Origin of the sequence: Denitratisoma oestradiolicum (genome assembly GCF_902813185.1) — a bacterium.
In the GTDB taxonomy this organism is placed as follows: Bacteria; Pseudomonadota; Gammaproteobacteria; order Burkholderiales; family Rhodocyclaceae; genus Denitratisoma; species Denitratisoma oestradiolicum.
Genome location: NZ_LR778301.1, coordinates 3,239,786 through 3,263,758, shown reverse-complemented (window position 1 = coordinate 3,263,758; position 23,973 = coordinate 3,239,786). Strand labels below are relative to the sequence as shown.

At 58.8% G+C, this 23,973-nt stretch carries 40 protein-coding genes; 34 read left to right on the top strand and 6 right to left on the bottom strand.

Features of this window, described 5'->3' with window-relative positions; genetic code table 11:
* Positions 1–12: 12 nt before the first annotated feature.
* From rpsG to rplQ, 32 genes are all read left to right on the top strand, one after another.
* Positions 13–483 (top strand): 30S ribosomal protein S7, encoded by a 471-nt coding sequence (gene rpsG / locus DENOEST_RS14895; protein WP_145772347.1) that lies wholly within the window; start codon positions 13–15, stop codon positions 481–483.
* Positions 484–595: 112 nt separating this feature from the next.
* The gene (gene fusA, locus DENOEST_RS14890) at positions 596–2,689 is read left to right on the top strand and encodes an elongation factor G (RefSeq protein ID WP_145772346.1); all 2,094 of its coding nucleotides are present in this window, start codon (positions 596–598) and stop codon (positions 2,687–2,689) included.
* Between the two features lie 23 nt (positions 2,690–2,712).
* Complete coding sequence (tuf, locus tag DENOEST_RS14885) at positions 2,713–3,903, top strand: elongation factor Tu (protein ID WP_183148266.1); 1,191 nt, start codon at positions 2,713–2,715, stop codon at positions 3,901–3,903.
* A 91-nt stretch (positions 3,904–3,994) separates the two neighbouring features.
* The gene (rpsJ, locus tag DENOEST_RS14880; protein ID WP_145770828.1) at positions 3,995–4,306 is read left to right on the top strand and encodes a 30S ribosomal protein S10; all 312 of its coding nucleotides are present in this window, start codon (positions 3,995–3,997) and stop codon (positions 4,304–4,306) included.
* A 104-nt stretch (positions 4,307–4,410) separates the two neighbouring features.
* Positions 4,411–5,049 (top strand): 50S ribosomal protein L3, encoded by a 639-nt coding sequence (gene rplC / locus DENOEST_RS14875; protein WP_145770827.1) that lies wholly within the window; start codon positions 4,411–4,413, stop codon positions 5,047–5,049.
* 10 nt (positions 5,050–5,059) lie between these two features.
* Positions 5,060–5,680: a 50S ribosomal protein L4 gene (rplD, locus tag DENOEST_RS14870; protein ID WP_145770826.1), complete on the top strand. Its 621-nt coding sequence runs from the start codon at positions 5,060–5,062 to the stop codon at positions 5,678–5,680.
* The gene (gene rplW / locus DENOEST_RS14865) at positions 5,677–5,988 is read left to right on the top strand and encodes a 50S ribosomal protein L23 (protein WP_145770825.1); all 312 of its coding nucleotides are present in this window, start codon (positions 5,677–5,679) and stop codon (positions 5,986–5,988) included. The genes rplD and rplW overlap by 4 nt, the downstream gene beginning before the upstream one ends.
* A complete protein-coding gene (gene rplB / locus DENOEST_RS14860; RefSeq protein ID WP_145770824.1) occupies positions 5,988–6,815 on the top strand; it encodes a 50S ribosomal protein L2 in 828 nt (275 codons plus the stop codon). The genes rplW and rplB overlap by 1 nt, the downstream gene beginning before the upstream one ends.
* Positions 6,816–6,824: 9 nt before the next feature.
* Positions 6,825–7,106, top strand: a complete 282-nt coding sequence (gene rpsS / locus DENOEST_RS14855; protein WP_145770823.1) for a 30S ribosomal protein S19 — start codon at positions 6,825–6,827, stop codon at positions 7,104–7,106.
* 9 nt (positions 7,107–7,115) lie between these two features.
* Complete coding sequence (gene rplV / locus DENOEST_RS14850; RefSeq protein WP_145770822.1) at positions 7,116–7,445, top strand: 50S ribosomal protein L22; 330 nt, start codon at positions 7,116–7,118, stop codon at positions 7,443–7,445.
* 9 nt (positions 7,446–7,454) lie between these two features.
* On the top strand, positions 7,455–8,312 hold the full coding sequence (gene rpsC / locus DENOEST_RS14845) for a 30S ribosomal protein S3 (protein ID WP_145770821.1): 858 nt from the start codon (positions 7,455–7,457) through the stop codon (positions 8,310–8,312).
* Between the two features lie 6 nt (positions 8,313–8,318).
* Positions 8,319–8,732: a 50S ribosomal protein L16 gene (gene rplP, locus DENOEST_RS14840; RefSeq protein ID WP_145770820.1), complete on the top strand. Its 414-nt coding sequence runs from the start codon at positions 8,319–8,321 to the stop codon at positions 8,730–8,732.
* Between the two features lie 3 nt (positions 8,733–8,735).
* Positions 8,736–8,930 carry a 50S ribosomal protein L29 gene (gene rpmC, locus DENOEST_RS14835; protein ID WP_145770819.1) on the top strand — a complete coding sequence of 65 codons (195 nt, stop codon included), beginning with the start codon at positions 8,736–8,738 and terminating at the stop codon, positions 8,928–8,930.
* Positions 8,927–9,196, top strand: coding sequence for a 30S ribosomal protein S17 (gene rpsQ, locus DENOEST_RS14830; RefSeq protein WP_145770818.1), 270 nt, complete (start codon positions 8,927–8,929; stop codon positions 9,194–9,196). The genes rpmC and rpsQ overlap by 4 nt, the downstream gene beginning before the upstream one ends.
* Before the next feature lie 158 nt (positions 9,197–9,354).
* Positions 9,355–9,723 carry a 50S ribosomal protein L14 gene (gene rplN, locus DENOEST_RS14825; RefSeq protein ID WP_145770817.1) on the top strand — a complete coding sequence of 123 codons (369 nt, stop codon included), beginning with the start codon at positions 9,355–9,357 and terminating at the stop codon, positions 9,721–9,723.
* A gap of 10 nt (positions 9,724–9,733) precedes the next feature.
* Positions 9,734–10,051: a 50S ribosomal protein L24 gene (rplX, locus tag DENOEST_RS14820; RefSeq protein ID WP_145770816.1), complete on the top strand. Its 318-nt coding sequence runs from the start codon at positions 9,734–9,736 to the stop codon at positions 10,049–10,051.
* A gap of 8 nt (positions 10,052–10,059) precedes the next feature.
* Positions 10,060–10,599: a 50S ribosomal protein L5 gene (gene rplE / locus DENOEST_RS14815; protein ID WP_145770815.1), complete on the top strand. Its 540-nt coding sequence runs from the start codon at positions 10,060–10,062 to the stop codon at positions 10,597–10,599.
* A 7-nt stretch (positions 10,600–10,606) separates the two neighbouring features.
* On the top strand, positions 10,607–10,912 hold the full coding sequence (rpsN, locus tag DENOEST_RS14810) for a 30S ribosomal protein S14 (RefSeq protein ID WP_145770814.1): 306 nt from the start codon (positions 10,607–10,609) through the stop codon (positions 10,910–10,912).
* A gap of 10 nt (positions 10,913–10,922) precedes the next feature.
* Positions 10,923–11,318: a 30S ribosomal protein S8 gene (rpsH, locus tag DENOEST_RS14805; RefSeq protein ID WP_145770813.1), complete on the top strand. Its 396-nt coding sequence runs from the start codon at positions 10,923–10,925 to the stop codon at positions 11,316–11,318.
* A gap of 13 nt (positions 11,319–11,331) precedes the next feature.
* Positions 11,332–11,865 (top strand): 50S ribosomal protein L6, encoded by a 534-nt coding sequence (rplF, locus tag DENOEST_RS14800; RefSeq protein ID WP_145770812.1) that lies wholly within the window; start codon positions 11,332–11,334, stop codon positions 11,863–11,865.
* A 12-nt stretch (positions 11,866–11,877) separates the two neighbouring features.
* Entirely contained in the window at positions 11,878–12,231 is a 354-nt protein-coding gene (gene rplR / locus DENOEST_RS14795) for a 50S ribosomal protein L18 (RefSeq protein WP_145770811.1), read from the top strand.
* A 12-nt stretch (positions 12,232–12,243) separates the two neighbouring features.
* On the top strand, positions 12,244–12,771 hold the full coding sequence (gene rpsE, locus DENOEST_RS14790) for a 30S ribosomal protein S5 (protein WP_145770810.1): 528 nt from the start codon (positions 12,244–12,246) through the stop codon (positions 12,769–12,771).
* A gap of 3 nt (positions 12,772–12,774) precedes the next feature.
* Entirely contained in the window at positions 12,775–12,957 is a 183-nt protein-coding gene (gene rpmD / locus DENOEST_RS14785) for a 50S ribosomal protein L30 (RefSeq protein ID WP_145770809.1), read from the top strand.
* 6 nt (positions 12,958–12,963) lie between these two features.
* Entirely contained in the window at positions 12,964–13,404 is a 441-nt protein-coding gene (gene rplO, locus DENOEST_RS14780) for a 50S ribosomal protein L15 (protein WP_145770808.1), read from the top strand.
* Positions 13,405–13,424: 20 nt separating this feature from the next.
* A complete protein-coding gene (secY, locus tag DENOEST_RS14775) occupies positions 13,425–14,753 on the top strand; it encodes a preprotein translocase subunit SecY (protein WP_145770807.1) in 1,329 nt (442 codons plus the stop codon).
* A 9-nt stretch (positions 14,754–14,762) separates the two neighbouring features.
* A complete protein-coding gene (gene infA / locus DENOEST_RS14770; protein WP_145770806.1) occupies positions 14,763–14,981 on the top strand; it encodes a translation initiation factor IF-1 in 219 nt (72 codons plus the stop codon).
* A 21-nt stretch (positions 14,982–15,002) separates the two neighbouring features.
* A complete protein-coding gene (gene rpmJ, locus DENOEST_RS14765; RefSeq protein ID WP_145770805.1) occupies positions 15,003–15,116 on the top strand; it encodes a 50S ribosomal protein L36 in 114 nt (37 codons plus the stop codon).
* Positions 15,117–15,184: 68 nt separating this feature from the next.
* A complete protein-coding gene (gene rpsM / locus DENOEST_RS14760; protein ID WP_145770804.1) occupies positions 15,185–15,547 on the top strand; it encodes a 30S ribosomal protein S13 in 363 nt (120 codons plus the stop codon).
* 15 nt (positions 15,548–15,562) lie between these two features.
* The gene (rpsK, locus tag DENOEST_RS14755; protein ID WP_145770803.1) at positions 15,563–15,952 is read left to right on the top strand and encodes a 30S ribosomal protein S11; all 390 of its coding nucleotides are present in this window, start codon (positions 15,563–15,565) and stop codon (positions 15,950–15,952) included.
* A gap of 28 nt (positions 15,953–15,980) precedes the next feature.
* Positions 15,981–16,610: a 30S ribosomal protein S4 gene (gene rpsD / locus DENOEST_RS14750; RefSeq protein WP_145770802.1), complete on the top strand. Its 630-nt coding sequence runs from the start codon at positions 15,981–15,983 to the stop codon at positions 16,608–16,610.
* A gap of 63 nt (positions 16,611–16,673) precedes the next feature.
* Positions 16,674–17,657, top strand: a complete 984-nt coding sequence (locus tag DENOEST_RS14745) for a DNA-directed RNA polymerase subunit alpha (RefSeq protein WP_145770801.1) — start codon at positions 16,674–16,676, stop codon at positions 17,655–17,657.
* Positions 17,658–17,739: 82 nt separating this feature from the next.
* Positions 17,740–18,126, top strand: coding sequence for a 50S ribosomal protein L17 (gene rplQ, locus DENOEST_RS14740; RefSeq protein ID WP_145770800.1), 387 nt, complete (start codon positions 17,740–17,742; stop codon positions 18,124–18,126).
* Positions 18,127–18,579: 453 nt separating this feature from the next.
* Here the strand turns inward: rplQ and DENOEST_RS14735 are convergent, their stop codons facing one another.
* Entirely contained in the window at positions 18,580–19,353 is a 774-nt protein-coding gene (locus DENOEST_RS14735; RefSeq protein WP_145770799.1) for an SDR family oxidoreductase, read from the bottom strand.
* A 96-nt stretch (positions 19,354–19,449) separates the two neighbouring features.
* A complete protein-coding gene (locus tag DENOEST_RS14730; RefSeq protein ID WP_145770798.1) occupies positions 19,450–20,301 on the bottom strand; it encodes an SDR family NAD(P)-dependent oxidoreductase in 852 nt (283 codons plus the stop codon).
* 156 nt (positions 20,302–20,457) lie between these two features.
* Here DENOEST_RS14730 and DENOEST_RS14725 point away from each other — a divergent pair, with 156 nt between their 5' ends.
* Together DENOEST_RS14725 and DENOEST_RS14720 are read left to right on the top strand one after the other, a co-directional pair.
* Positions 20,458–20,829, top strand: a complete 372-nt coding sequence (locus tag DENOEST_RS14725; protein ID WP_145770797.1) for a YajD family HNH nuclease — start codon at positions 20,458–20,460, stop codon at positions 20,827–20,829.
* Positions 20,829–21,185, top strand: coding sequence for a cupin domain-containing protein (locus DENOEST_RS14720; RefSeq protein WP_145770796.1), 357 nt, complete (start codon positions 20,829–20,831; stop codon positions 21,183–21,185). The genes DENOEST_RS14725 and DENOEST_RS14720 overlap by 1 nt, the downstream gene beginning before the upstream one ends.
* 4 nt (positions 21,186–21,189) lie before the next feature.
* On the opposite strand, the gene DENOEST_RS14715 is transcribed toward DENOEST_RS14720, so the two are convergent.
* From DENOEST_RS14715 to DENOEST_RS14700, 4 genes are read right to left on the bottom strand one after another with little or no spacing between them, the layout of a single operon-like run.
* Positions 21,190–22,158 carry a flavin reductase gene (locus tag DENOEST_RS14715; protein ID WP_145770795.1) on the bottom strand — a complete coding sequence of 323 codons (969 nt, stop codon included), beginning with the start codon at positions 22,156–22,158 and terminating at the stop codon, positions 21,190–21,192.
* 21 nt (positions 22,159–22,179) lie between these two features.
* Entirely contained in the window at positions 22,180–22,668 is a 489-nt protein-coding gene (gene rfaE2, locus DENOEST_RS14710) for a D-glycero-beta-D-manno-heptose 1-phosphate adenylyltransferase (protein WP_145770837.1), read from the bottom strand.
* A gap of 11 nt (positions 22,669–22,679) precedes the next feature.
* The gene (locus tag DENOEST_RS14705) at positions 22,680–23,333 is read right to left on the bottom strand and encodes a BON domain-containing protein (RefSeq protein WP_145770794.1); all 654 of its coding nucleotides are present in this window, start codon (positions 23,331–23,333) and stop codon (positions 22,680–22,682) included.
* Positions 23,330–23,923, bottom strand: coding sequence for a phosphoheptose isomerase (locus tag DENOEST_RS14700; RefSeq protein WP_145770793.1), 594 nt, complete (start codon positions 23,921–23,923; stop codon positions 23,330–23,332). The genes DENOEST_RS14705 and DENOEST_RS14700 overlap by 4 nt, the downstream gene beginning before the upstream one ends.
* Positions 23,924–23,973: the final 50 nt, after the last annotated feature.

Below are 23,973 nucleotides of genomic sequence, written 5' to 3'. Positions count from 1 at the left end.
CAGGAGTAGATCATGCCCCGTCGTCGTGAAGTCCCCAAGCGGGAAATCCTCCCCGATCCCAAGTTCGGTAATGTGGAGGTTTCCAAGTTCGTTAATGTGCTGATGGCTGCCGGAAAAAAATCCGTGGCCGAGCGCATCATTTATGGTGCCTTTGATCAGATCAAGGCCAAGAGTGGCAAGGATCCCCTGGAGGTATTTACTCAGGCGGTGACCAATGTCAAGCCGATGGTTGAGGTCAAGAGTCGTCGTGTTGGTGGTGCCAACTATCAGGTGCCGGTGGAGGTTCGTCCTTCCCGTCGTCTGGCCCTCTCTATGCGTTGGTTGCGCGAGGCGGCCCGTAAGCGTTCCGAAAAGTCCATGGGTCAGCGTCTGGCCAGTGAGCTGCTGGAGGCTTCCGAGGGGCGTGGTGCGGCCATGAAGAAACGCGAGGAAGTCCACCGTATGGCCGAGGCCAATAAGGCCTTCTCGCATTTCCGCTTCTGATGATTTAGGTGCTGCGCCACTCCGGTGGCGTGCTTCATTGTTTCCGTGCCGCCCTGGCTCCCGCTGAATTCGGGGCCAAGGCGGTTTGACTTAGATAAGGCAGGTAATCAAAGTGGCCCGCAAGACTCCAATCGAGCGTTATCGCAATATCGGTATTTCGGCGCACATCGATGCCGGTAAGACGACGACAACCGAGCGTATCCTTTACTACACTGGCGTTAACCACAAGATCGGTGAGGTTCATGATGGCGCTGCCACCATGGACTGGATGGAGCAGGAGCAGGAGCGTGGTATCACCATCACCTCTGCCGCGACGACCTGCTTCTGGAAGGGCATGGACATGTCCCTTCCCGAGCATCGCTTCAATATCATCGATACCCCGGGTCACGTGGATTTCACGATCGAGGTGGAGCGTTCCATGCGGGTGCTGGATGGTGCCTGCATGGTCTATTGTGCGGTGGGCGGGGTGCAGCCCCAGTCTGAAACCGTATGGCGGCAGGCGACCAAATATAAAGTACCGCGCCTTGCATTCGTGAATAAGATGGACCGTTCCGGTGCCAATTTCTTCAAGGTCGTTGAGCAGATGAAGACCCGGCTCAAGGCTAACCCGGTCCCTGTTGTGATCCCCATTGGTGCTGAAGACACCTTCACTGGTGTGGTGGATCTGATCAAGATGAAGGCGATCATCTGGGACGAGGCCTCTCAGGGGATGAAGTTCGACTACATCGATATTCCCGCCGAACTGCTGGAGTCTGCCAACTCCTGGCGCGAGCAGATGATCGAGGCGGCCGCTGAGGCTTCTGAGGAACTGATGAACGAATATCTGGAGGCCGGCGAACTGTCGGAGGAAAAGATCAAGTTCGGACTGCGTCAGCGCACCATTGCCTGCGAAATTCAGCCGATGCTCTGCGGCTCAGCCTTCAAGAACAAGGGTGTCCAGCGCATGCTTGACGCCGTGGTGGAGTTTTTGCCTTCGCCGGTGGATATTCCTCCCGTGGGTGGTGTTGATGAACGTGAGCGGGAAGTCTCACGTCGTGCCGATGATGGCGAGAAGTTTTCCGCTCTGGCGTTCAAGCTGATGACCGACCCCTTCGTCGGTCAGCTCACCTTCATTCGGGTCTACTCCGGCGTGCTGAATTCGGGCGCCACGATTTACAACTCGATCAAGGGCAAGAAGGAGCGTATTGGCCGCATCCTGCAGATGCACGCCAATAATCGCGAGGAAATCAAGGAAGTGCTTGCTGGCGACATCGCGGCCTGTGTGGGGCTGAAGGATGTCACCACGGGCGAGACCCTGTGTGATCCGGAGGCGCCGATCATTCTGGAGCGCATGATATTCCCCGAGCCGGTGATTCACGTTGCGGTCGAGCCCAAGACCAAGGCGGACCAGGAAAAGATGGGTATTGCCCTGGGGCGTCTGGCTCAAGAGGATCCCTCATTCCGCGTTCGTACCGATGAGGAGTCGGGCCAGACGATCATTTCCGGCATGGGTGAGTTGCACCTGGACATCATCGTCGATCGCATGCGGCGCGAGTTCAATGTCGAGGCCAACGTCGGTGCACCGCAGGTGGCCTATCGCGAGGCAATCCGCAAGTCCGTGGAGCAGGAGGGCAAGTTCGTCAAGCAGTCTGGTGGCCGCGGCCAATACGGGCATGTCTGGATCAAACTGGAGCCGAACGAGGCTGGCAAGGGTTACGAATTCATCGATGCCGTCAAGGGCGGCACGGTGCCCCGTGAATATATACCGGCAGTGGATAAGGGCTTGCAGGAAACCTTGCCCAATGGCGTGTTGGCGGGCTTCCCGGTAGTAGACGTCAAGGTCACCCTGTTCGATGGTTCCTATCATGATGTGGACTCCAACGAAAACGCCTTCAAGATGGCTGCCTCCATGGCTTTCAAGGATGCCATGCGCAAGGCCAGTCCGGTGCTGCTGGAGCCGATGATGGCGGTGGAGGTGGAGACGCCGGAAGACTACATGGGCAACGTGATGGGCGATCTGTCTTCCCGTCGTGGCATCGTCCAGGGCATGGATGACATCCCTGGAGGCATGAAGGCCGTTCGTGCCGAAGTGCCCCTGGCCGAAATGTTTGGCTATGCGACGCAGTTGCGCTCTCTGACCCAGGGCCGTGCCACCTATAGCATGGAATTCAAGCATTACTCCGAGGCGCCGAAGAACGTCGCGGAAGCTGTTATAAACAAGAAATAACCGTTCTTTAAAGGAATAGCGAAATGGCAAAAGGCAAGTTTGAGCGTACGAAGCCACACGTGAACGTGGGGACGATTGGTCACGTTGACCATGGCAAGACGACGTTGACGGCGGCGATCACGACGGTGCTGTCGACCAAGTTTGGTGGCGAGGCGAAGGCCTATGACCAGATTGATGCGGCGCCGGAAGAGAAGGCCCGTGGCATCACCATCAACACGGCGCACGTTGAGTATGAGACGGAGAACCGTCACTACGCCCACGTGGATTGCCCGGGTCACGCTGACTACGTGAAGAACATGATTACCGGTGCGGCGCAGATGGACGGTGCCATTCTGGTGTGTTCCGCCGCAGACGGCCCCATGCCCCAGACGCGGGAGCACATTCTGCTGGCCCGTCAGGTGGGTGTGCCCTACATCATCGTGTTCCTGAACAAGTGCGACATGGTGGATGACGCCGAGCTGCTGGAACTGGTGGAAATGGAAGTTCGCGAGCTGCTGTCGAAGTACGACTTTCCCGGTGACGACGTGCCGATCATCAAGGGTTCGGCCCTGAAGGCGCTGGAAGGCGACAAGGGTGAGCTGGGTGAAGGCGCGATCCTGCAGCTGGCTGCCGCCCTGGATAGCTACATCCCGACCCCGGAGCGTGCCATTGACCTGCCGTTCCTGATGCCCATCGAAGACGTGTTCTCGATCTCGGGCCGCGGCACCGTGGTGACGGGTCGTGTCGAGCGAGGCATCGTCAAGGTTGGCGAGGAAATCGAGATTGTGGGCATTCGCCCCACGGTGAAGACCACCTGCACCGGTGTGGAAATGTTCCGCAAGCTGCTGGATCAGGGTCAGGCGGGTGACAACGTGGGCGTGCTGCTGCGCGGCACCAAGCGTGAGGATGTGGAGCGGGGTCAGGTGCTGGCCAAGCCGGGTTCGATCAACCCGCACACCCACTTCACCTCGGAGGTGTACATTCTGTCGAAGGACGAAGGCGGTCGTCACACGCCGTTCTTCAATGGCTATCGTCCCCAGTTCTACTTCCGCACCACGGACGTGACGGGTTCGATCGAGCTGCCGGCGGGCACCGAGATGGTGATGCCTGGCGACAACATTGCGATGACGGTGAAGCTGATTGCGCCGATCGCCATGGAAGAAGGCCTGCGCTTCGCCATCCGTGAGGGTGGTCGCACCGTGGGCGCTGGCGTCGTCGCCAAGATCGTCGAGTAACAGCCGGTTGCCATTCACGAAAAAGATCGGTAATATGCCGCCCTTTTCTCGCCCCCGTTCTGCCGGGGGCATTGCTCTTTAAGGATGCACTATGCAAAACCAGAAAATTCGGATTCGTCTCAAGGCCTTCGACTACAAGCTGATTGATCAGTCCGCCCTTGAGATCGTCGAAACGGCGAAGCGCACTGGCGCGGTTGTGCGCGGCCCTGTTCCCCTGCCTACGCGTATTGAGCGTTTTGATGTGTTGCGTTCGCCGCACGTCAACAAGACTTCCCGGGATCAGTTCGAGATTCGTACCCATCTGCGTTTGATGGACATCATTGATCCTACCGACAAGACGGTGGATGCCCTGATGAAACTCGATCTTCCCGCTGGCGTGGATGTCGAGATCAAGTTGCAGTAACTGGTAGCAAACAAGTTTTCCCACAGTCTTACGTGGGAGCGGTACGGCGCAAGCCGTGATGTGTTCGGGCCCGGCCAATCGTAGCCGGGGTTTAGGAGAAAAAAATGAGTCTAGGCCTTGTAGGACGCAAGGTCGGCATGACACGCATTTTTACCGAGGACGGTGCATCCGTTCCGGTGACGGTGCTTGATGTGTCGAATAACCGCGTCACGCAAATCAAGACGCCTGAGGTCGACGGTTATGCCGCGATTCAGGTGGCGTTTGGCAAGCGTCGCGCCAGTCGGGTTGTCAAGCCCGAGGCGGGGCATCTTGCCAAGGCCGGCGTTGAAGCCGGTCATATTCTTAAAGAATTCCGCGTCGATGTTGATCAGCTTGGTGGTTTCAAGGCGGGCGACGTGATTTCGGCAACGATTTTTCAGCCGGGCCAGAAGGTGGATGTGAGTGGGACCACCATCGGTAAGGGATTTTCTGGCGCCATCAAGCGCCACCACTTCTCTTCGAATCGTGCGAGTCACGGTAACTCCGTGTCTCACAATGCTCCTGGCTCCATCGGTATGGCGCAGGATCCGGGTCGCGTGTTTCCTGGTAAGCGCATGGCCGGTCATTTGGGCGATGTGAATCGCACGACGCAGAACCTTGAGGTTGTGCGCGTGGATGAAGCGCGTCAGTTGCTCCTGGTCAAGGGAGCGGTTCCGGGTGCCAAGGGTGGCGACGTGTTCGTCAGCCCTGCGGTCAAGGCTTAAGGAGGGCACCATGGAACTTACGCTTATTAATGATCAGGGTCAGCAGGCCTCGACAGTATCGGCCTCCGATAGCCTGTTCGGCCGCGACTTCAATGAGGCGCTGGTGCATCAGGTGGTAGTGGCCTATCAGGCCAATGCTCGCTCCGGTAACCGCAAGCAGAAGGATCGCGAGGAAGTCAAGCACACCACCAAAAAGCCCTGGCGTCAAAAGGGTACGGGTCGTGCGCGTGCCGGTATGAGCTCTTCGCCCCTGTGGCGTGGCGGTGGTCGTACTTTCCCGAATTCCCCGGAAGAGAACTTTTCCCAGAAGATCAATCGCAAGATGTTCCGTGCTGGTGTTGCGGCCATTCTGTCGCAGCTTGCACGTGAGGGTCGTCTGGTTGTGGTGGAAAACTTCTCGGTGGATGCGCCAAAGACCAAGCTGGTAGCTCAGAAATTGAAGGGTATGGGGATCGATTCCGCATTGGTGATCACCGAGTCGCTGGACGACAATCTGCTGCTGGCTTCCCGCAATCTGCCCAACGTACTTGTGGTTGAGGCGCATCAGGCCGATCCGGTCTCCCTGATTCGTTTTCCCAAGGTGCTGCTGACCAAGGGTGCGGTCGCCAAGATGGAGGAGATGCTGGCATGAGCAACTTCAATCAAGAGCGGTTGATGCAGGTGCTGGTGGCACCGCAGATTTCCGAAAAGGCAACCATGGTTGCCGACGCCAATGAACAAGTGGTCTTTATCGTGCTTCCCGACGCTACCAAGCCTGAAGTGAAGGCTGCCGTCGAGCTGATGTTCAAAGTACAGGTCAAGTCGGTGCAGATTTCCAACCTGAAGGGCAAGGTCAAGCGTTTCGGTCGCACCATGGGCCGTCGCAGCGACGTCAAGAAGGCATTTGTCTGTCTGATGCCGGGTCAGGAAATCAACTTCGTTGAGGGAGGGGCCGCATAATGGCACTCGTCAAGGTCAAACCGACTTCTCCTGGTCGCCGTGCCGTTGTCAAGGTTGTCAATGCCAACCTGCACAAGGGGCGCCCCCATGCTGCCCTAGTGGAGGCCAAGAGCAATACTGCAGGCCGCAACGCCCATGGCCGTATTACCACCCGTCACAAGGGTGGTGGCCACAAGCAGCACTATCGTGTGATCGATTTCCGTCGCAACAAGGACGGGATCATCGGCAAGGTGGAGCGTCTCGAATACGATCCCAATCGTTCTGCCAACATCGCCCTGGTGCTGTATGCGGATGGTGAGCGCCGCTACATCATTGCTACCAAGGGTATGGTTGTCGGTCAGGAAGTGCAGAGCGGTTCCGAGGCACCGATCAAGTCCGGAAACGCACTTCCTATCCGCAATATTCCGGTGGGTACGACCATTCATTGCGTCGAGATGACTCCTGGCAAAGGGGCGCAGCTCGCCCGTTCTGCCGGCGTCTCGGTTCAATTGTTGGCTCGGGAGGGTGTGTATGCGCAGTTGCGTTTGCGTTCCGGGGAAATTCGCCGCGTCCATGTGGAGTGCCGTGCAACCGTGGGCGAGGTTGGCAACGAGGAAAACAGCCTGCGGAAAATCGGCAAGGCTGGCGCCAATCGCTGGCGCGGTATCCGTCCGACGGTGCGCGGAACTGCGATGAACCCGATTGATCACCCTCATGGCGGTGGTGAAGGACGTACCGGCGAAGGCCGTGTGCCTGTCAGCCCCTGGGGTCAGCCAACCAAGGGCTACCGTACCCGTAGCAACAAGCGCACGGACAATATGATCGTCCAGCGTCGTTACAAGCGATAAGAGGTAATCATGGCACGTTCGATCAAAAAAGGCCCGTTCATTGACGGTCACCTGTTGAAGAGGGTGGAGGCCGTTCGCTCCAGTAACGACAAGCGTCCCATCAAGACGTGGTCGCGTCGCTCCACCATCCTGCCCGACTTTGTCGGTCTGACCATTGCTGTGCATAACGGCAAGCAGCACATCCCGGTATATATCTCCGAGAACATGGTTGGTCACAAGCTGGGGGAGTTTGCCCTGACCCGTACGTTCAAGGGCCACACCGGCGGCAAGAAAGCCGCTGGCAAGCGGTAAGGAGTGACGATGGAAACCAATGCGATTCTGCGCGGCGTTCGCCTTTCGGCCCAGAAGGGCCGGCTGGTGGCCGATCTCGTGCGCGGCAAGCCGGTGGATCAGGCGCTGAATATTCTCGCCTTCAGCCCCAAGAAGGGCGCGACGATCATCAAAAAAGTGCTTGAGTCGGCGATTGCCAACGCCGAGCACAATGACGGTGCTGACATCGATGCTCTGGTGGTGAAAAGTATCTACGTGGAAAAAGGGGCGGTGCTCAAGCGGTTTACCGCTCGTGCCAAGGGGCGCGGCAACCGTATCCTCAAGCCTACCTGTCACATTTTCGTGACTGTCGGAGAGTAAGGAAAACCTATGGGACAGAAGATTCATCCGACCGGGTTCCGTCTCTCGGTCACGCGGGATTGGACTTCGCGCTGGTATGCTTCCAGCCGGAATTTCGCCCAGATGCTCAAGGAAGACATTGAGGTTCGCGATTACCTGAAGAAGAAACTCGCCCACGCTTCCGTGGGGCGCGTAGTCATCGAGCGCCCCGCAAAGAATGCCCGGGTCACCGTCTTCAGCGCCCGGCCTGGCGTGGTGATCGGCAAGAAGGGCGAGGATATCGAGCAACTCAAGGCTGAACTCCAGAAGCGCATGGGCGTGCCTGTCCATGTGAATATCGAGGAAATTCGCAAGCCGGAGGTGGACGCCCAATTGATCGCTGATTCCATTGCGCAGCAACTGGAAAAGCGCATCATGTTCCGACGTGCCATGAAGCGCGCCATGCAGAATGCGATGCGTCTTGGCGCCCAGGGCATCAAGATCATGAGCGCTGGCCGTTTGAATGGTGCTGAAATCGCCCGTACTGAGTGGTACCGCGAAGGGCGTGTGCCCCTGCATACGCTTCGGGCCGATATCGACTACGGTACTTCCGAGGCCAAGACCACCTACGGCATCATTGGCATCAAGGTGTGGGTGTTCAAGGGGGAGATGACGGGCAAGAACGAGGTGCCGGCCAATGCCGATCTGCCTGGGGAAGACCCGAACAAGCGTCCTCGTCGCGCTGCTCGTCCGGGCGCCCGGAATGAGGGTGATGCCAAGCGTCCGCGCCGGACCGCTGGTGACGTGAAGCCCGAAGCGGAGGGCGAGGTCAAGGTGGCGACGCCGGTGAAGCGTGTGCGCAAGGCGGCTGCCCCCAAGGTTGAAGGCAGCCCGGAAGTGAAGGAGTAATGAGTCATGCTGCAACCCGCACGCAGGAAATACAGGAAAGAACAAAAAGGTCGTAATACTGGTCTGGCCACTCGTGGCGCCAAGGTCAGTTTCGGTGAGTACGGGCTCAAAGCGATCGGGCGTGGCCGTTTAACGGCACGCCAGATCGAGGCTGCCCGTCGTGCCATGACCCGTCATATCAAGCGCGGTGGCCGTATCTGGATCCGCATTTTCCCGGACAAGCCGATTTCCAAGAAGCCGGCGGAAGTTCGTATGGGTAACGGTAAGGGCAATCCCGAGTACTGGGTCGCTGAGATTCAGCCGGGCAAGGTGCTCTACGAGATGGATGGCGTGGACGAGACCTTGGCGCGGGAGGCTTTCCGCCTTGCCGCTGCTAAGCTGCCCTTGCCGACCACTTTCGTCACGCGTCATTTGGGGTAAAAAATGAAAGCCAGCGATTTGAGGCAAAAGAACGAAGCTGAGCTGGAGAAGGAATTGTTGGATCTGCGTCGTGCGCAGTTTTCCCTGCGCATGCAGGGCGCGACCCAGCAACTTTCCAATACCAGTCAGATTGGCAAGGTGCGCAAGGATATCGCGCGCGTCAAGACCATTCAGCGTGAGAAGGCGACTGCGAAATGAGCGAAACTCAGCAATCCATGCGGCGCACCCTGCAAGGGCGTGTCGTGAGCGACAAGATGGACAAGACCGTTACGGTCTTGGTGGAGCGCCGTGTCAAGCATCCGCTTATCGGCAAGGTGATGACCCGTTCCAAAAAATATCATGCCCATGTCGAGGGTTTGGATGCCCATGACGGCGATCTGGTTCAGATCGAGGAGTGTGCGCCGATTTCCCGTACCAAGGCATGGCGTGTTATCAAGGTGATGGAAAAAGCCCGGATCGTCTGATTCAGGCGAATAAGTTGTTGACAGAAAAGCGGCGGGTCCCTATTATCCCGCCTCTTTTCCGCTGCTGAGAATTCAGGTTTTCGGCATATCAACCCCCAGGCGGGTTCCAAGACTGACTGTCCGAGCTTGGCTTGGGTGGGTTAAGTTGGAGAGTAAATATGATCCAAATGCAATCGATGCTCGACGTCGCTGATAACACCGGCGCCCGTTCGGTCATGTGCATCAAGGTGTTGGGCGGCTCCAAGCGCCGCTATGCGGGTATTGGTGACGTTATCAAAGTCAGTATCAAGGATGCCGCGCCTCGTGGTCGAGTCAAGAAGGGCGAGATTTATAACGCCGTGGTGGTTCGTACCGCCAAGGGTGTGCGTCGTCCGGATGGTTCCCTGGTCAAGTTTGACGGTAATGCCGCGGTTCTCCTCAATAACAAGCTGGAGCCGATCGGCACGCGTATCTTCGGGCCGGTAACGCGTGAATTGCGTACTGAACGCTTCATGAAGATCGTCTCCCTGGCGCCTGAAGTTCTCTGAGGATTCGGCTATGGACAAGATTCGCAAAGGTGATTCCGTCATTGTGACGACGGGTAAAGATAAGGGCAAGCGCGGTGCCGTGGTGCGTCGCGTGAATGATGAGCGTGTAGTAGTTGAGGGGGTGAATCGCGTCAAGCGTCACGTCCGCCCCAATCCGCTCAAGGGTCAGCCTGGTGGCATCGTGGAAAAAGAGATGCCGATTCATGTGTCCAACTTGGCCTTGTTCAATCCGGCCACCCAGAAGGGTGATCGCGTTGGGTTCAAGACGCTGGAGGATGGTCGCAAGGTTCGGGTGTTCAAGTCGAATGGCGAAGTGGTGGAGGCGTAAGGATCATCATGGCGCGATTGCAAGAGTTTTATAAACAGACCGTGGCGCCCGAGCTTCTGCAAAAGTTCGGCTACAAGTCGGTCATGGAAGTGCCGCGCATTACCAAGGTCACCCTGAACATGGGTGTCGGTGAGGCTGTTGGCGACAAGAAGATTCTCGAAAACGCGGTCGGCGACATGACCAAGATCGCGGGTCAGAAGCCAGTGGTCACCAAGGCCCGCAAGGCCATCGCCGGGTTCAAGATTCGGGAGGGTTACCCAATCGGTTGCATGGTGACCTTGCGTGGTGCGCGTATGTTCGAGTTTCTCGATCGTTTCATCACTGTTGCCATGCCCCGTATTCGTGATTTCCGTGGGGTGGGTGGCAAGGGCTTCGATGGTCGTGGCAACTACAACATTGGTGTGAAAGAGCAGATTATTTTTCCCGAGATCGAGTACGACAAGATCGACGCGTTGCGTGGGATGAATATCAGCATTACCACCACCGCGAAAACCGACGAGGAGGCGAGGGCTCTTCTCGCCGCCTTCAAATTCCCCTTCAAGAGCTGAGGGAACCATGGCGAAACTTGCACTCAAGAATCGCGAAGCCAAGCGCGCTAAGACGGTGGCTAAGTATGCTGCCAAGCGCGCCGAACTGCTCGCTACCATTAACAATACCGGCCTGTCGGATGATGACCGCATGGATGCGCGGCTGAAGATGCAGCAATTGCCGCGCAACGCCAGTCCGTCGCGTCAGCGCAATCGCTGTGCGCTGACTGGCCGTCCTCGTGGCGTGTTCCGCAAATTCGGCCTGTGCCGCAACAAACTGCGCGAGATCGCCATGCGGGGCGAAGTGCCTGGCATGACCAAGGCCAGTTGGTAAGGAGAGTGAAATGAGTATGACCGATCCTATTGCCGACATGCTGACTCGCATTCGCAATGCCCAGATGGTGGAAAAGGTGTCCGTGTCGATGCCAGCCTCCAAGATCAAGGCGGCGATTGCCAAGGTGTTGAAGGACGAAGGCTATATCGAAGACTTCGCCTTGCGTCAGGGTGGTGGCAAATCCGAGCTGGACATTGCGCTCAAGTATTATGCCGGCCGCCCTGTCATTGAGCGTATCGAGCGGATTTCCAAGCCTGGTCTGCGCGTGTACAAGGGTAAGGATGACCTGCCCCGCGTGATGAATGGTCTTGGCGTCGCTATCGTTTCCACGCCGAAGGGCGTGATGACCGACCGCAAGGCGCGAGCCAGCAATGTTGGCGGTGAAGTCCTTTGCATCGTCGCCTAAGGAGGATGTTGCAATGTCCCGTGTAGCAAAATATCCCGTCGAGTTGCCCAAGGGGGTGGATGTCACCCTCGCTGGTGCTGAGATTAGCGTCAAGGGTCCCCTCGGTACGCTGAAGCAGTTTGTCCTGCCTTCCGTCAGGATCGATAAGGAGGGCGAGTCCCTTTTCTGTCGAGCGGTGGAAGGGGCCGTTAATGGCGGCGCCATGTCCGGCACCATGCGTGCTCTGGTGAATAACATGGTGGCCGGTGTTTCCAAGGGTTTCGAAAAGAAGCTGTCCCTGGTTGGTGTGGGCTACAAGGCTCAGGCTCAGGGCGACAAGCTGAATCTGAGTCTGGGTTATTCCCATCCGGTAGTGCATCAGATGCCGGAGGGAATCAAGGTTGAGACGCCCACTCAGACCGAAATCCTGATCAAGGGTATCGACAAGCAGAAAGTGGGTCAGGTAGCAGCCGAAGTCCGTGCCTATCGTCCTCCCGAGCCTTACAAAGGCAAGGGTGTTCGCTACTCGGATGAGGTTATTACCATCAAGGAAACCAAGAAGAAGTAAGGGCGAGAAATCATGGATAAGAAACAAGCTCGGTTGCGTAGGGCGCGCAAAACCCGCGCCAAGATTGCAGAGCTCAAGTCGGTGCGGCTTGCTGTGCATCGGTCCAACTGCCATATCTACGCTCAGGTATTTTCGGATTGTGGCACTAAGGTCCTCGTCGCGGCTTCCACCGCTGAAGGGAATGTGCGTGCGCAGGTTGCCAATGGCGGCAATGTCGAGGCCGCAAAACTGGTAGGCAAGCTGATCGCTGAGCGGGCTTTGGCTGCCGGTATTGATCAGGTTGCATTCGACCGGTCAGGCTTTCACTATCACGGCCGCGTCAAGGCGCTGGCCGAGGCGGCTCGCGAAGGCGGCCTCAAGTTCTAAGCGGAGATCGAAATGGCAAAACCGCAAGGTAGGAAACCTCAGCAGGCCAACGAGGAGCGCGATGACGGCATGCGCGAGAAGATGGTCTCCATCAATCGTGTAACCAAGGTCGTCAAGGGTGGTCGTATTCTTGGCTTCGCCGCGTTGACTGTCGTTGGCGACGGCGACGGTGGTATCGGCATGGGTAAGGGCAAGTCCCGCGAAGTGCCCGTGGCGGTGCAAAAAGCGATGGAGGAAGCTCGTCGCAAGATGAACAAAGTCAATCTGCGTGACGGCACACTGCATCATTCCGTGACGGGCAAGCATGGCGCCACGATGGTCCTGATGTCGCCAGCGGCGGCCGGTACCGGTGTTATTGCCGGTGGCCCGATGCGCGCCGTGTTCGAAGTCATGGGCGTTACCGATGTGGTTGCCAAGGCGATTGGTTCCACCAATCCCTACAATCTCGTCCGTGCCACCATCAACGGCCTGCTCGCCACGAGCACGCCCGCCGAGATTGCGGCCAAGCGCGGCAAGAGTGTGCAGGACATCCTGGAGTAAGTCATGGCTGATAAAACCATCAAAGTGACTCTCGTCAAGAGTGTTATTGGCACCAAGCAAGATCATCGCGCCACGGTGCGGGGGCTTGGGCTGCGCCGGCTGAGTCATACGGTCGTGTTGAAGGACACACCAGAAGTGCGCGGCATGGTGCATAAGGTCGCCTATCTGGTGAAGTGCGAGGACTGATAAGTCATGGAACTGAATAATCTGAAACCTGGAGCAGGCTCCAAGCATGCTGCAAAGCGTGTCGGTCGTGGTATTGGCAGCGGCCTGGGCAAGACCTGCGGCCGTGGTCACAAAGGCCAGAAGTCACGGGCTGGCGGTTTCCATAAAGTGGGCTTCGAAGGCGGTCAGATGCCTTTGCAACGTCGACTGCCCAAGCGTGGTTTTGTTTCCCTGACCCGTGCGCGCAACGTCGAGGTACGTCTGTCGGAACTGGATAAATTGCCTGTGGATGAAGTAGATCTATTGGCATTGAAGCAAGCGGGCATTGTTCCCGGTGATGCGCTCGCCGCCAAGGTAATCCTCTCCGGTACCATCGGACGCAAGGTCAAGCTGGTCGGTGTTGCCGCTACTCGTGGGGCCAAGGCAGCGATTGAAGCTGCCGGTGGCACCGTGGTGGTGGGCGAGTAAGCCGCGACGGAACAGGGACCATGGCCAGTACAGCAGCCAATACGCTCGGTAACACTGGAAAGTTCGGCGATCTGTGGCGCCGGCTGTGGTTCCTCCTGGGCGCCCTCGTGGTGTATCGCATTGGAGCTCATATTCCGGTTCCCGGAATTGATCCGGTAGGGTTGTCGGAACTGTTTTCCCGGGAAAAAGGCGGCATTCTTGGGATATTCAACCTGTTTTCCGGTGGCGCCCTCTCGCGCTTCACGATTTTCGCGCTGGGCATCATGCCTTATATTTCTGCGTCCATCATCATGCAGTTGATGGCCATTGCCTCTCCGACGCTGGAAGCACTGAAAAAGGAAGGTGAAGCGGGGCGACGCAAGATTACGCAGTACACCCGTTACGGTACGGTTGCATTGGCACTGTTTCAAGCTATGGGCATCGCCATTGCACTGGAATCGCAAGCGGGTCTGGTGACGGATCCGGGCTTCGTTTTTCGCATCACTACCGTAGCAACCTTGGTCACCGGAACAATGTTCCTGATGTGGCTGGGTGAGCAGATAACCGAGCGCGGCCTGGGCAACGGTATTTCCATCATCATTTTTGCCGGTATTGCGGCTGGCTTGCCCAATGCACTTGCCGGGCTGTTTGAACTGGTACGGACGGGTGCCATGCATGCACTGACGTCCTTGTTCATCTGTGCTTTGGTGGTTCTTGTCACGGCTTTTGTTGTCTATGTCGAACGGGGCCAGCGCAAAATTTTGGTTAACTACGCCAAGCGTCAGGTCGGTAACAAAGTGTACGGCGGTCAAAGTTCCCACCTACCGCTGAAGCTGAACATGGCGGGGGTGATTCCTCCTATTTTCGCCTCATCGATCATCTTGTTTCCCGCCACGGTAGCTCAGTGGTTCGGTGCGTCTGAGCAAATGAACTGGTTGAAGGATATCGCCGCCAAGCTCTCGCCGGGACAACCCATTTACGTGATGCTTTATGCTGCTGCCATCGTTTTCTTTTGCTTCTTCTACACAGCACTGGTATTCAATGCCAGGGAAACGGCTGACAACCTCAAAAAGAGCGGCGCTTTTGTGCCTGGTATCCGTCCTGGTGATCAAACTGCACGATATATCGACAAGATATTGATGCGACTAACGATGGTCGGGGCCGTTTACATCACACTGGTATGTCTGCTGCCCGAGTTCCTGATTCTCAAGTGGAATGTCCCGTTCTACTTCGGTGGTACCAGTTTGCTGATCATCGTCGTGGTGACCATGGATTTCATGGCCCAGGTACAAGCCTATGTAATGTCGCATCAATACGAGAGTCTGCTCAAAAAGGCAAACTTCAAGGGCGCTGGGTTCCCGGGTCGATGAGCGTGATATATGGCGAAGGAAGACGTAATCGAAATGCAGGGCGAGGTGGTTGAGAACCTTCCCAATGCAACTTTTAGGGTCAAATTGGAAAATGGTCATGTGGTGCTGGGGCACATTTCCGGAAAGATGCGCATGCATTACATCCGGATACTTCCTGGTGACAAGGTGACCGTTCAATTGACCCCTTACGATCTGACCAAAGGCCGGATCGTTTTCCGTGCCAAGTAAGGTTTTTTTCGGAGAGCAACCATGAAAGTTTTGGCTTCCGTCAAGCGTATCTGTCGTAACTGCAAGATCATTCGGCGCAATCGAGTGGTGCGGGTCATTTGTACAGACCCCCGCCACAAGCAGCGTCAGGGTTGATCAGATAGTGTCGATAAGGTACAATGCTCGGCTTTTCATTTTTCATTCAGCGATAGACAGGTAAAGATATGGCCCGTATCGCCGGCGTAAATATTTCGAACCACCAGCATGCCGAGATCGCACTGACTGCGATCTTTGGTATCGGTCGTCCCCGTGCCCAGAAGATTTGTGACGCGGCGGGCGTTAAACGCTCGACCAAAATCAAGGACCTCACCGATACTGAAATGGATCGGCTGCGAGAGGAAGTGGGTAAGTTCACCGTAGAGGGCGACCTGCGCCGTGAGGTGACGATGAACATCAAGCGGCTGATGGACCTTGGCTGCTATCGCGGTGTTCGCCATCGTCGTGGTCTGCCTTGCCGTGGCCAGCGTACGCGTACCAATGCACGTACCCGCAAGGGTCCGCGCAAGTCGATCGCCGGCAAGAAATAATCGGGACTATTCAATATGGCAAAGACCGCAACCAAAGTACGAAAGAAGGTCAAGAAGAATATTGCCGAGGGTATTGCCCACGTGCATGCTTCCTTCAATAACACCATCATCACCATCACCGATCGTCAGGGTAACGCGTTGTCCTGGGCGACCTCGGGAGGTGCTGGCTTCAAGGGCTCCCGCAAGAGCACCCCGTTTGCAGCCCAGGTTGCCGCCGAGGCTGCTGGCAAGGCGGCCCAGGAGTGCGGTGTCAAGAACCTCGAGGTTCGCATCAAGGGTCCCGGCCCTGGGCGCGAGTCCGCTGTTCGCGCCCTGAATGCGCTGGGGATGAAAATCACCAGTATTGCAGACATCACGCCGGTGCCCCATAACGGCTGCCGTCCGCCGAAGCGCCGGCGCATCTAAGCGCAAACGATAACAAGGAGTCCGCCAAGTGGCCCGTAATCTCGACGCAAAGTGCCGCCAATGCCGCCGTGAGGGAGAGAAACTCTTCCTCAAGGGCGAGAAGTGTTTCACCGACAAGTGCTCTATCGAGCGCCGTGCCTATGCGCCTGGTCAGCATGGCCAGAAGTCAGGGCAGCGCCTGTCTGGCTATGGTCAGCAGCTGCGCGAAAAACAAAAGATTCGCCGTATCTACGGCATCCTGGAGCGTCAGTTCCGCAAGACCTTCGCCGAGGCCGAGCGCCGCAAGGGCCAGACGGGTGAAAACCTGCTTCAGTTGCTGGAAAGCCGTCTTGATGCGGTGGCTTACCGCATGGGTTTTGGCGCTTCCCGTGCCGAGGCGCGGCAAGTCGTTCGCCATAACGGTGTGCTGGTGAATGGCCAGCGCGTGAATATCCCTTCCTACAACGTGCGTCCCGGCGATGTGGTGCAACTGGCTGATCATTCGAAGGCGCAACTGCGCTCCAAGGGTGCGCTGGAGGCTGCGGAGTCTCGTGGTTTCCCTGAGTGGCTGGAGGTGAATGTCAAGGAAGCAAAGGGCGTATTCAAGTCCTATCCTGCCCGTGATGAGTTGCCGCCCTCCATCAACGAGGGCTTGGTCGTCGAACTGTACTCACGCTAATCCACGAGCATCGCGCCTGGCTACCCTTGGGTGCCAGGCGCTTATCTATCTGAAGGAACGCAGATGCAAAGCAACGCTCTTCTGAAGCCTCGCATCATTGATGTCCAGACATTGTCGCCCGTCCATGCCCGCGTGGTGATGGAACCGTTCGAGCGGGGGTATGGCCACACGCTGGGGAATGCGTTGCGCCGCATTCTTTTGTCTTCCCTGCCTGGCGCTGCCCCGACCGAAGTGGCCATTGAGGGCGTGCTGCACGAGTACTCCACCCTGGAGGGCGTGCGCGAGGACGTGGTCGACATCCTGCTCAACATGAAGGGCGTGGTGCTCAAGCTGCACAATCGGAGCGAGGCGACACTGAACCTGTCCAAAATGGGTGAAGGGGTTGTAACCGCCGCCGATATCGAGACCAGTCACGATGTGGAAATCATCAATCCGGATCATGTGATCGCACACGTGGCGCCCGGTGGCAAGCTCGACATGCAGATCAAGGTTGAAACCGGTCGCGGCTATGAGCCGGCCAATGTTCGTCCCTCTGCTAAGGAGGAAGGCAAGATCATCGGTCGGATTCTGCTCGATGCCTCTTTCAGTCCGGTGCGGCGTGTCAGCTACCAAGTGGAGTCGGCCCGGGTTGAGCAGCGTACTGACCTGGACAAGCTGATCATTGATCTGGAGACCAATGGCGCGGTGGACCCGGAAGAGTCCATTCGCTATGCCGCCCGTATCCTGATGGATCAATTGTCGGTGTTTGCCGATCTGGAAAACACTGCTGTGGCTGCGGTTGAGCAGAAACAGATTCCCGTGGCGCCCGAACTGCTGCGTCCAGTAGACGACTTGGAACTCACGGTCCGCTCGGCGAACTGTCTGAAGGCCGAGAATATCTACTACATCGGCGATCTGATTCAGCGTACCGAAACCGAACTGCTGAAGACCCCGAACCTTGGCCGCAAGTCACTCAACGAGATCAAGGAAGTGTTGGCCTCCCGTGGCCTCACGCTGGGTATGAAGTTGGAAAACTGGCCCCCTGCCGGGCTTGAAAAGCTGGGCTGAACAAGCCTTTATTACAATTCTCTAATAACGATTAACCGGCTACTTGCTTGCTGCGGTAGTCGCAGAATATAGAGGAATCATCATGCGTCATGGTAACGGACTTCGCAAACTCAACCGGACCTCGGCTCATCGCCAGGCCATGCTGCGCAATATGGCGGTCTCCCTGCTTCGGCATGAGGCGATCAAGACCACATTGCCCAAGGCCAAGGAACTGCGCCGTGTGGTCGAGCCCCTGATCACCCTGGGCAAGAAACCCAGCCTAGCCAATCGCCGTCTCGCGTTCGATCGCCTGCGCGATCGGGAAGTCGTGGTCAAGATTTTCGACGTACTGGGCCCCCGCTTCGCTACCCGCAATGGCGGCTATCTGCGCATCCTGAAAATGGGCTTCCGTGTTGGCGACAATGCGCCCATGGCCTATGTGGAGCTGCTGGATCGCCCTGAGATTGCTGAGTCCGCTGAGGCGGCCTGAGCTTCGAATTCAGCGACACTAGCAGATGTTGTGTGCAAAAAGCCGGCAAAGCCGGCTTTTTGCTTTTTGGCTGTAAGTGCTCAATAAACCCAATCCTTGAGTGGGTGCTGGGAATGTCACGCGATGGAGCCAAGCTCGACCAGGCAGAGGCGAATGGTGTTCCCGCAGAAATGGTTGTCTATGGGCCCAGCGTCGTTCTCGACATACCATTGGGCCGGTAATCCCCCGTGCAATAAAGTGAGGGGATTACCGGTCGCTAGGTAATGCAGGGTCTTGTCGCGCAGACTGCCTGGCATCACGCTGTGCAGATGTTCGAGCAATATTTGCTTGATCCTGGCCAGGATAGGCTTACTCGGAGAGTAGGTCAGTGTCCACGTAGATGCACGTGGACGCAATCATTACAATTTGTCCCCCTCAACGCCAGACAGTATTAATTGATCGCTTACTTTTGACTCAGTCGCCGCTGGACAGGAAGGCGTTGTCCACCCGCAGTTCGGCGCCGTTGACGAACTGTGACTCGTCGGATGCTAGGAACAGCACCACATTGGCGATGTTGATCGGGTCCGTCGAGCGCGGCATGTCGGGATTGCGGCTGGTCACCTGGGACAGCAGGTCCATGTGATTCACCATCGCGGCGACCATCGGCGTGTTGATGCCGTCGGGGTGGACGGTGTTGCTGCGGATGTTGTAGCCCTTGGTCTTGCAATAGGCGGCGACGCTGCGGCTCAAGCCCACCACCGCGTGCTTGCTGGCGCAATAGGCGGGGAACATGGCCATGCCGGCCAGTCCGGCGAGGGAGGACATGTTGACGATGGAGCCGCCGCCGGTCTTTTTCATTTCCCGCACCGCGTGCTTGCAGCCGAGGAAATAGCCTTCCACATTCACCGTCTGGATCTTGCGCCAGAGTTCGAGGGAGGTGTCCTCCAGGGCGGAAGGCATCAGGATGCCGGCGTTGTTGACTAGCACGTCCAGGCGGCCGAAATGCTCCACGGTGGCGGCCATCACCCGCTGCCAGTCATCCTCGCGGGTGATGTCGTGGCGCAGGAACAGGGCGTTGTCGCCGATCTCCCCGGCCAGGGCTCGGCCGTCCTCCTCGTTGACGTCGGTAATCACCACCCGGGCGCCTTCCCCGGCGAAGAGCAGCGCATCCTCGCGCCCCACGCCGCTGGCGCCGCCGGTGATGAGGGTCACTTTGCCGGCGAGACGCCCCTTCTTCTCCTGACTCATCGAGTCCCTCCTCCTTGAATTGACTTTATTGACTGCCTAGGCAGATTTTTGGCGGGGCGATTCTATCCCAGCCGGCGCGGGTCCAGGGGCGGCCGTCTATTCCACCACCGCCGCCGAGAACTCGGTCGGATTGCCCAGGGCGCGGCGGTAGGAGGGCGGCTGGCGGCCTTCCAGATCGGTGACGCCGTAGCGCTTGCCCAGTTCCGCCGCGACCTGGATCGCGCCGGAGAGGGACTGGCGCTCCGGATCGTTGTAGAGCGCGGCGATGACGCGACCGGGAAACTCGGGGGACTCGGCAACCTTGAAGGCGGCGCCGTACTTTTCCGGTTCCGCCGCGCAGACGTTGTTGGTGCGCTCGGTCTTTACCAGGCCCAGCCAGAGGGAAATCGTCGTCACGCCGAAAGGCTTGAAGTCGTGGGCCATGTCGTGGGCCATCTTGTCGGTGCCGGCTTTGCCAGCACCGTAGGCCGGGCCGTGCATGTAGCAGGTGCCGCCGAAGGAGGAGGTGAATACCACCAGGCCCTGGCTTTCGACCAGCAGCGGCGCGGCGCTCCAGGTGGCGACATAGTTGGAGCGCAGACCAACGTCGAGTAGCGACAATTCCCTCAGGGACTTCTGCCAGAACGGCTTGACCAGAGTCAGTTCGTCGGGGAGGGCGATGGCGTTGTTGACCAGTACGTCGAGACGTCCGGCTTCGTTCTTGACCCGTGCGAAGAGGGCCGCGACGGCCGCCTCGTCGCCGTGGTCGCAATAGACGGCGATGCCCTTGCCGCCGCGCGCGGTGATCTCCGCCGCGGTGACGTCCACCGTGCCGCCCAGGGGGGAGTCGCCGGGTTGGCTGCTGCGCCCCGTGACATATACCGTCGCTCCCAGACTGCCCAGGGCCAGGGCGATGCCCTTGCCGACGCCGCGCGAGGCGCCGGTGACGACACAGATTTTTCCTTGCATGCTTCGATCTCCCTCCGGGTATTTAACGCGCCACCGCCGGCTACCCTGCCGACGGTGGCAAAGGGGCGAATGATCTCATGGCCGGCCGGGTCGGCGTTGACAGCCCTCCCCGCTGCATCCATGCTCTCGTTCATCTCTTTTTGTTTCTGTCTGACCATGAAACCCATCGACCACGGTCGCCTCGACCGCCTGGTGCTGGAGGCGCGCCAGGCCCGGGAGGCCCGGGAGCAGGATTACCGGGCCCGAGCCCTGAAAATCTACCCCTGGATCTGCGGCCGCTGCGCACGGGAATTCACCGCTGCCAACCTGCGGGAACTGACGGTCCATCACCGGGACCATAACCACGACAACAACCCTCCCGATGGCAGCAACTGGGAGCTGCTCTGCCTTTACTGCCACGACAACGAGCATCAGCGGCAACTGGAGGCCGCCCAGGGAGGCAAGGGCAAGGATGGTCGCGGTGATCCTGCGACCCATACGCCTTTTGCCAATCTGAAGGCGTTGCTGAAACGAGACCAGACGACGTGATGAAGAGGGCTTTATCGACTGGCCGGCTACTGGCAGGCGTCCAGCCGGAGGGGGCGGCGGGAGAACGCTTCGACGACCTGTTAAGGCAGCCGGGGCTGCGCATTGAGCGCATCGTCTCCACCGGCCAGGTCAGCCCCCCCGACTTCTGGTACGACCAGTCAGAGGGGGAATGGGTGCTGCTGGTGGCGGGGCAGGCACGACTGCTGATCGAAGGGGAAGGCAGCCCCCGTTTTTTGAAGGCGGGAGACTGGATCGATTTGCCACCCCATTGTCGCCATCGGGTCGAATGGACCGACCCGGAATGCCAGACCATCTGGCTGGCGGTGTATTACGCGCCACCTGTCGGCGGAGACTAGGGATTTATTCTTCCGGCTCAGCCCACAGGTCGGGCTGGTCGGCGCCGTGCTCCCGCACCAGGCGCAACAGCAGGGTCTTGAGGGCGAATGTATCCACCTCGCCCAGGACGTTCAGAACATCGGCTTCCCTGGCCTTGGAGGCCGCCATTAAGTGCAGGGTGACATCCCATCCCTTGTCGGTGAGGTGATAGCGTGGCGGGGTGCCTTCCTTCCGTGCAATCAGTCCCATGTCGCCCATGTCCGCCAACAGCGCAGCAGCGGCATTGGCGCTCTGCCCCATCAAACTCATGGCTTCCTGGGGTGTCATGGCATGGCGCAGGGTCAGCAGACAGAGCAGGGAATAGCCCTCGTCGGTCAGGCCCAGGGCATGCACCTGTTGGCGCACCGGTCGGTAGAACTGCTGGTTGGCCCGACTCAGCAGATAGCCCAGGTGGTCTTCGCTGAAAGTGCCGGCCATGCGGGCGCTGCGGGGTTTGCCCAGCCCTCCCTTGCGGGCCGAGAGGGCGTACTGGCCGGCATGATAGATCAGTGGCGCCCGTTCAGTACTGTCGAACTCCAGCACCTCGCCGACGAAGATCAGGTGATCGCCGCCATCATGGCGAAAGGAAGTGCGACATTGGAAGCGGGCGGCGCAGCCGGACAACAGGGGTAGGTTGGCAATACCCGACTCCAGCGCCAGATGGGCGAACTTGTCGCCGCCGCTACGGGCGAAGCGCGTCGATAGGGTCTCCTGGTCGGCGGCCAGCACATGGACGGCGAAATACTCCGCCTGCTCGAAGACCGGCATGCTCTTGGCGGACCGGGACAGACTCCACAACACCATGGGCGGCTCCAGGGAAACCGAATTGAAGCTGTTGGCCGTGAGGCCCACCGCTGTGCCATCGGCCGCGCGGGTGGTGATGACGGTGACGCCGGTGGCAAAACTGCCCAGGGCGGTGCGAAAGCTGCGAGCGTCAATGGCAGGGCGGGACATGGATGCTCCGGGAGCAGGTGCTCAGAGCCTGCGAATCTTTTCCACCAGGGACGTGGTGGAGCGCTGATGAATGAAGGGTATCGAATGCACCTGGCCGCCCCAGGCCATGATCTCCTGGTAGCCGACGATCTTGTCCACGGGCCAGTCGCCGCCCTTGACCAGAATATCCGGTCGGCACTCCAGGATGCGCGCCAGGGGGGTGTCCTCGTCGAACCAGGTGACCAGGGACACGCACTCCAGGGAGGCCATTACCGCCATGCGATCCTGCAAGGTGTTGATGGGCCGGTCCTCGCCCTTACCCAGGCGTTTGACGGAAGCATCGGTATTCAGCGCCACCACCATGGCGGCACCCAGCGCACGGGCCTGTGCCAGGTAGGTGACATGGCCCCGGTGCAGGATATCGAAACAGCCATTGGTGAATACCAGGGGCCGATTCAGCCGGGTCAGGTTTTCAGCCAGGGCTTCCGGGGGGCAGCATTTGGCCTCGAAGGCCGGTGTCGGATAGCGCATGGGGCCGGTTGTCATTTGACGGTTGACGAGCGGACCGGGGCACCCTGGCCCTGGCTGGCCTGGTTGTCCAGGCGACGGGCCTCCTCATCGGAGATGACTTCCATTACACGTATCACTTTCAGTACGCCCCCCGTGGTCCGGGCAATCTCCACGGCATCGTTGGACTCCTGGCGGGTAACCAGGCCCATCAGATAGACCGCCCCGGCCTCGGTCACCACCTTGACGTTATTGGCGGCGAACTTGCTGGCATCGACGAACCGCCCCTTCACCTTGGAGGTGATGAAGCTGTCGTTGCTGCGGGAGCCCAGGGAACTGGGGCCAGCAATCTGCAATTCGTTGGCGACGGATTTCACGTTGGGAACGGTGGCGGCGATCTTGTCGATGTCGGCCTTGATCCCGGCGTCCGGGGCCTCGCCGGTCAGCAAAAGGGAATGATTGAAACTGGTGGCGTTGACGTGGACCCGGTCCCCGTACTTTTCGTTGATGCGTGCCACGACTCTCAGTTCTATGGCTTCGTCGGCAACATAGACCTCCGAGGGGCGGCGGTCGGCGAGCATCAGGGCAGTGGCGCCCATGCCCACGGCGGCGGCACCGAAGCAGCCGGCCAGCAGAGGTGTCAGGGTGACCAGCAGAGTCCAGGTGGCGAGGGTCTTGTCGAATCTCATGGGGCGTCTCCGAAAAGCAGTTGATCGATGCCGTCGCACAGGCAGTGCAGGGTCAGCAGATGGACTTCCTGGATGCGGGCGGTCTTGTCGGCGGGCACGCAGAGGTGTACGTCGCATGGGGCCAGCAGGTCCGCCATCTTGCCCCCCTTCTTGCCAGTGAGGGCTACCACGGCGATACCCTTTTCATGGGCCACCCGGATGGCCTCGATCACGTTGGCCGAATTGCCACTGGTTGAAATGGCCAGCAACACGTCGCCCCGGCGGCCCAGGGCTTGGACCTGCTTGGAGAAGACTTCCTCGTAGCGGTAGTCGTTGGCGATGGAAGTGAGGGTGGAGGTGTCGGTGCTGAGGGCGATGGCTGCCAGGGGGGGGCGTTCCCGTTCGAAACGGTTAATCAGTTCAGCCGAGAAGTGCTGGGAGTCGCCGGCGGAACCGCCGTTGCCGCAAGCCATGATCTTGCCCTCAGACTTGAGGCAGGCCACCATTACATCCACGGCCCGGGCGATGGGGCCGGTCATGGCGTCTACCGCCGCCTGCTTGGCGGCAATGCTGGCCTGGAACTGGCCGCGGATGCGTTGCTCGATGCTCATGGGGCTACCTTGTGTTGGGATCGGGCCATTTTAGCCGCTGATCCCGGCAT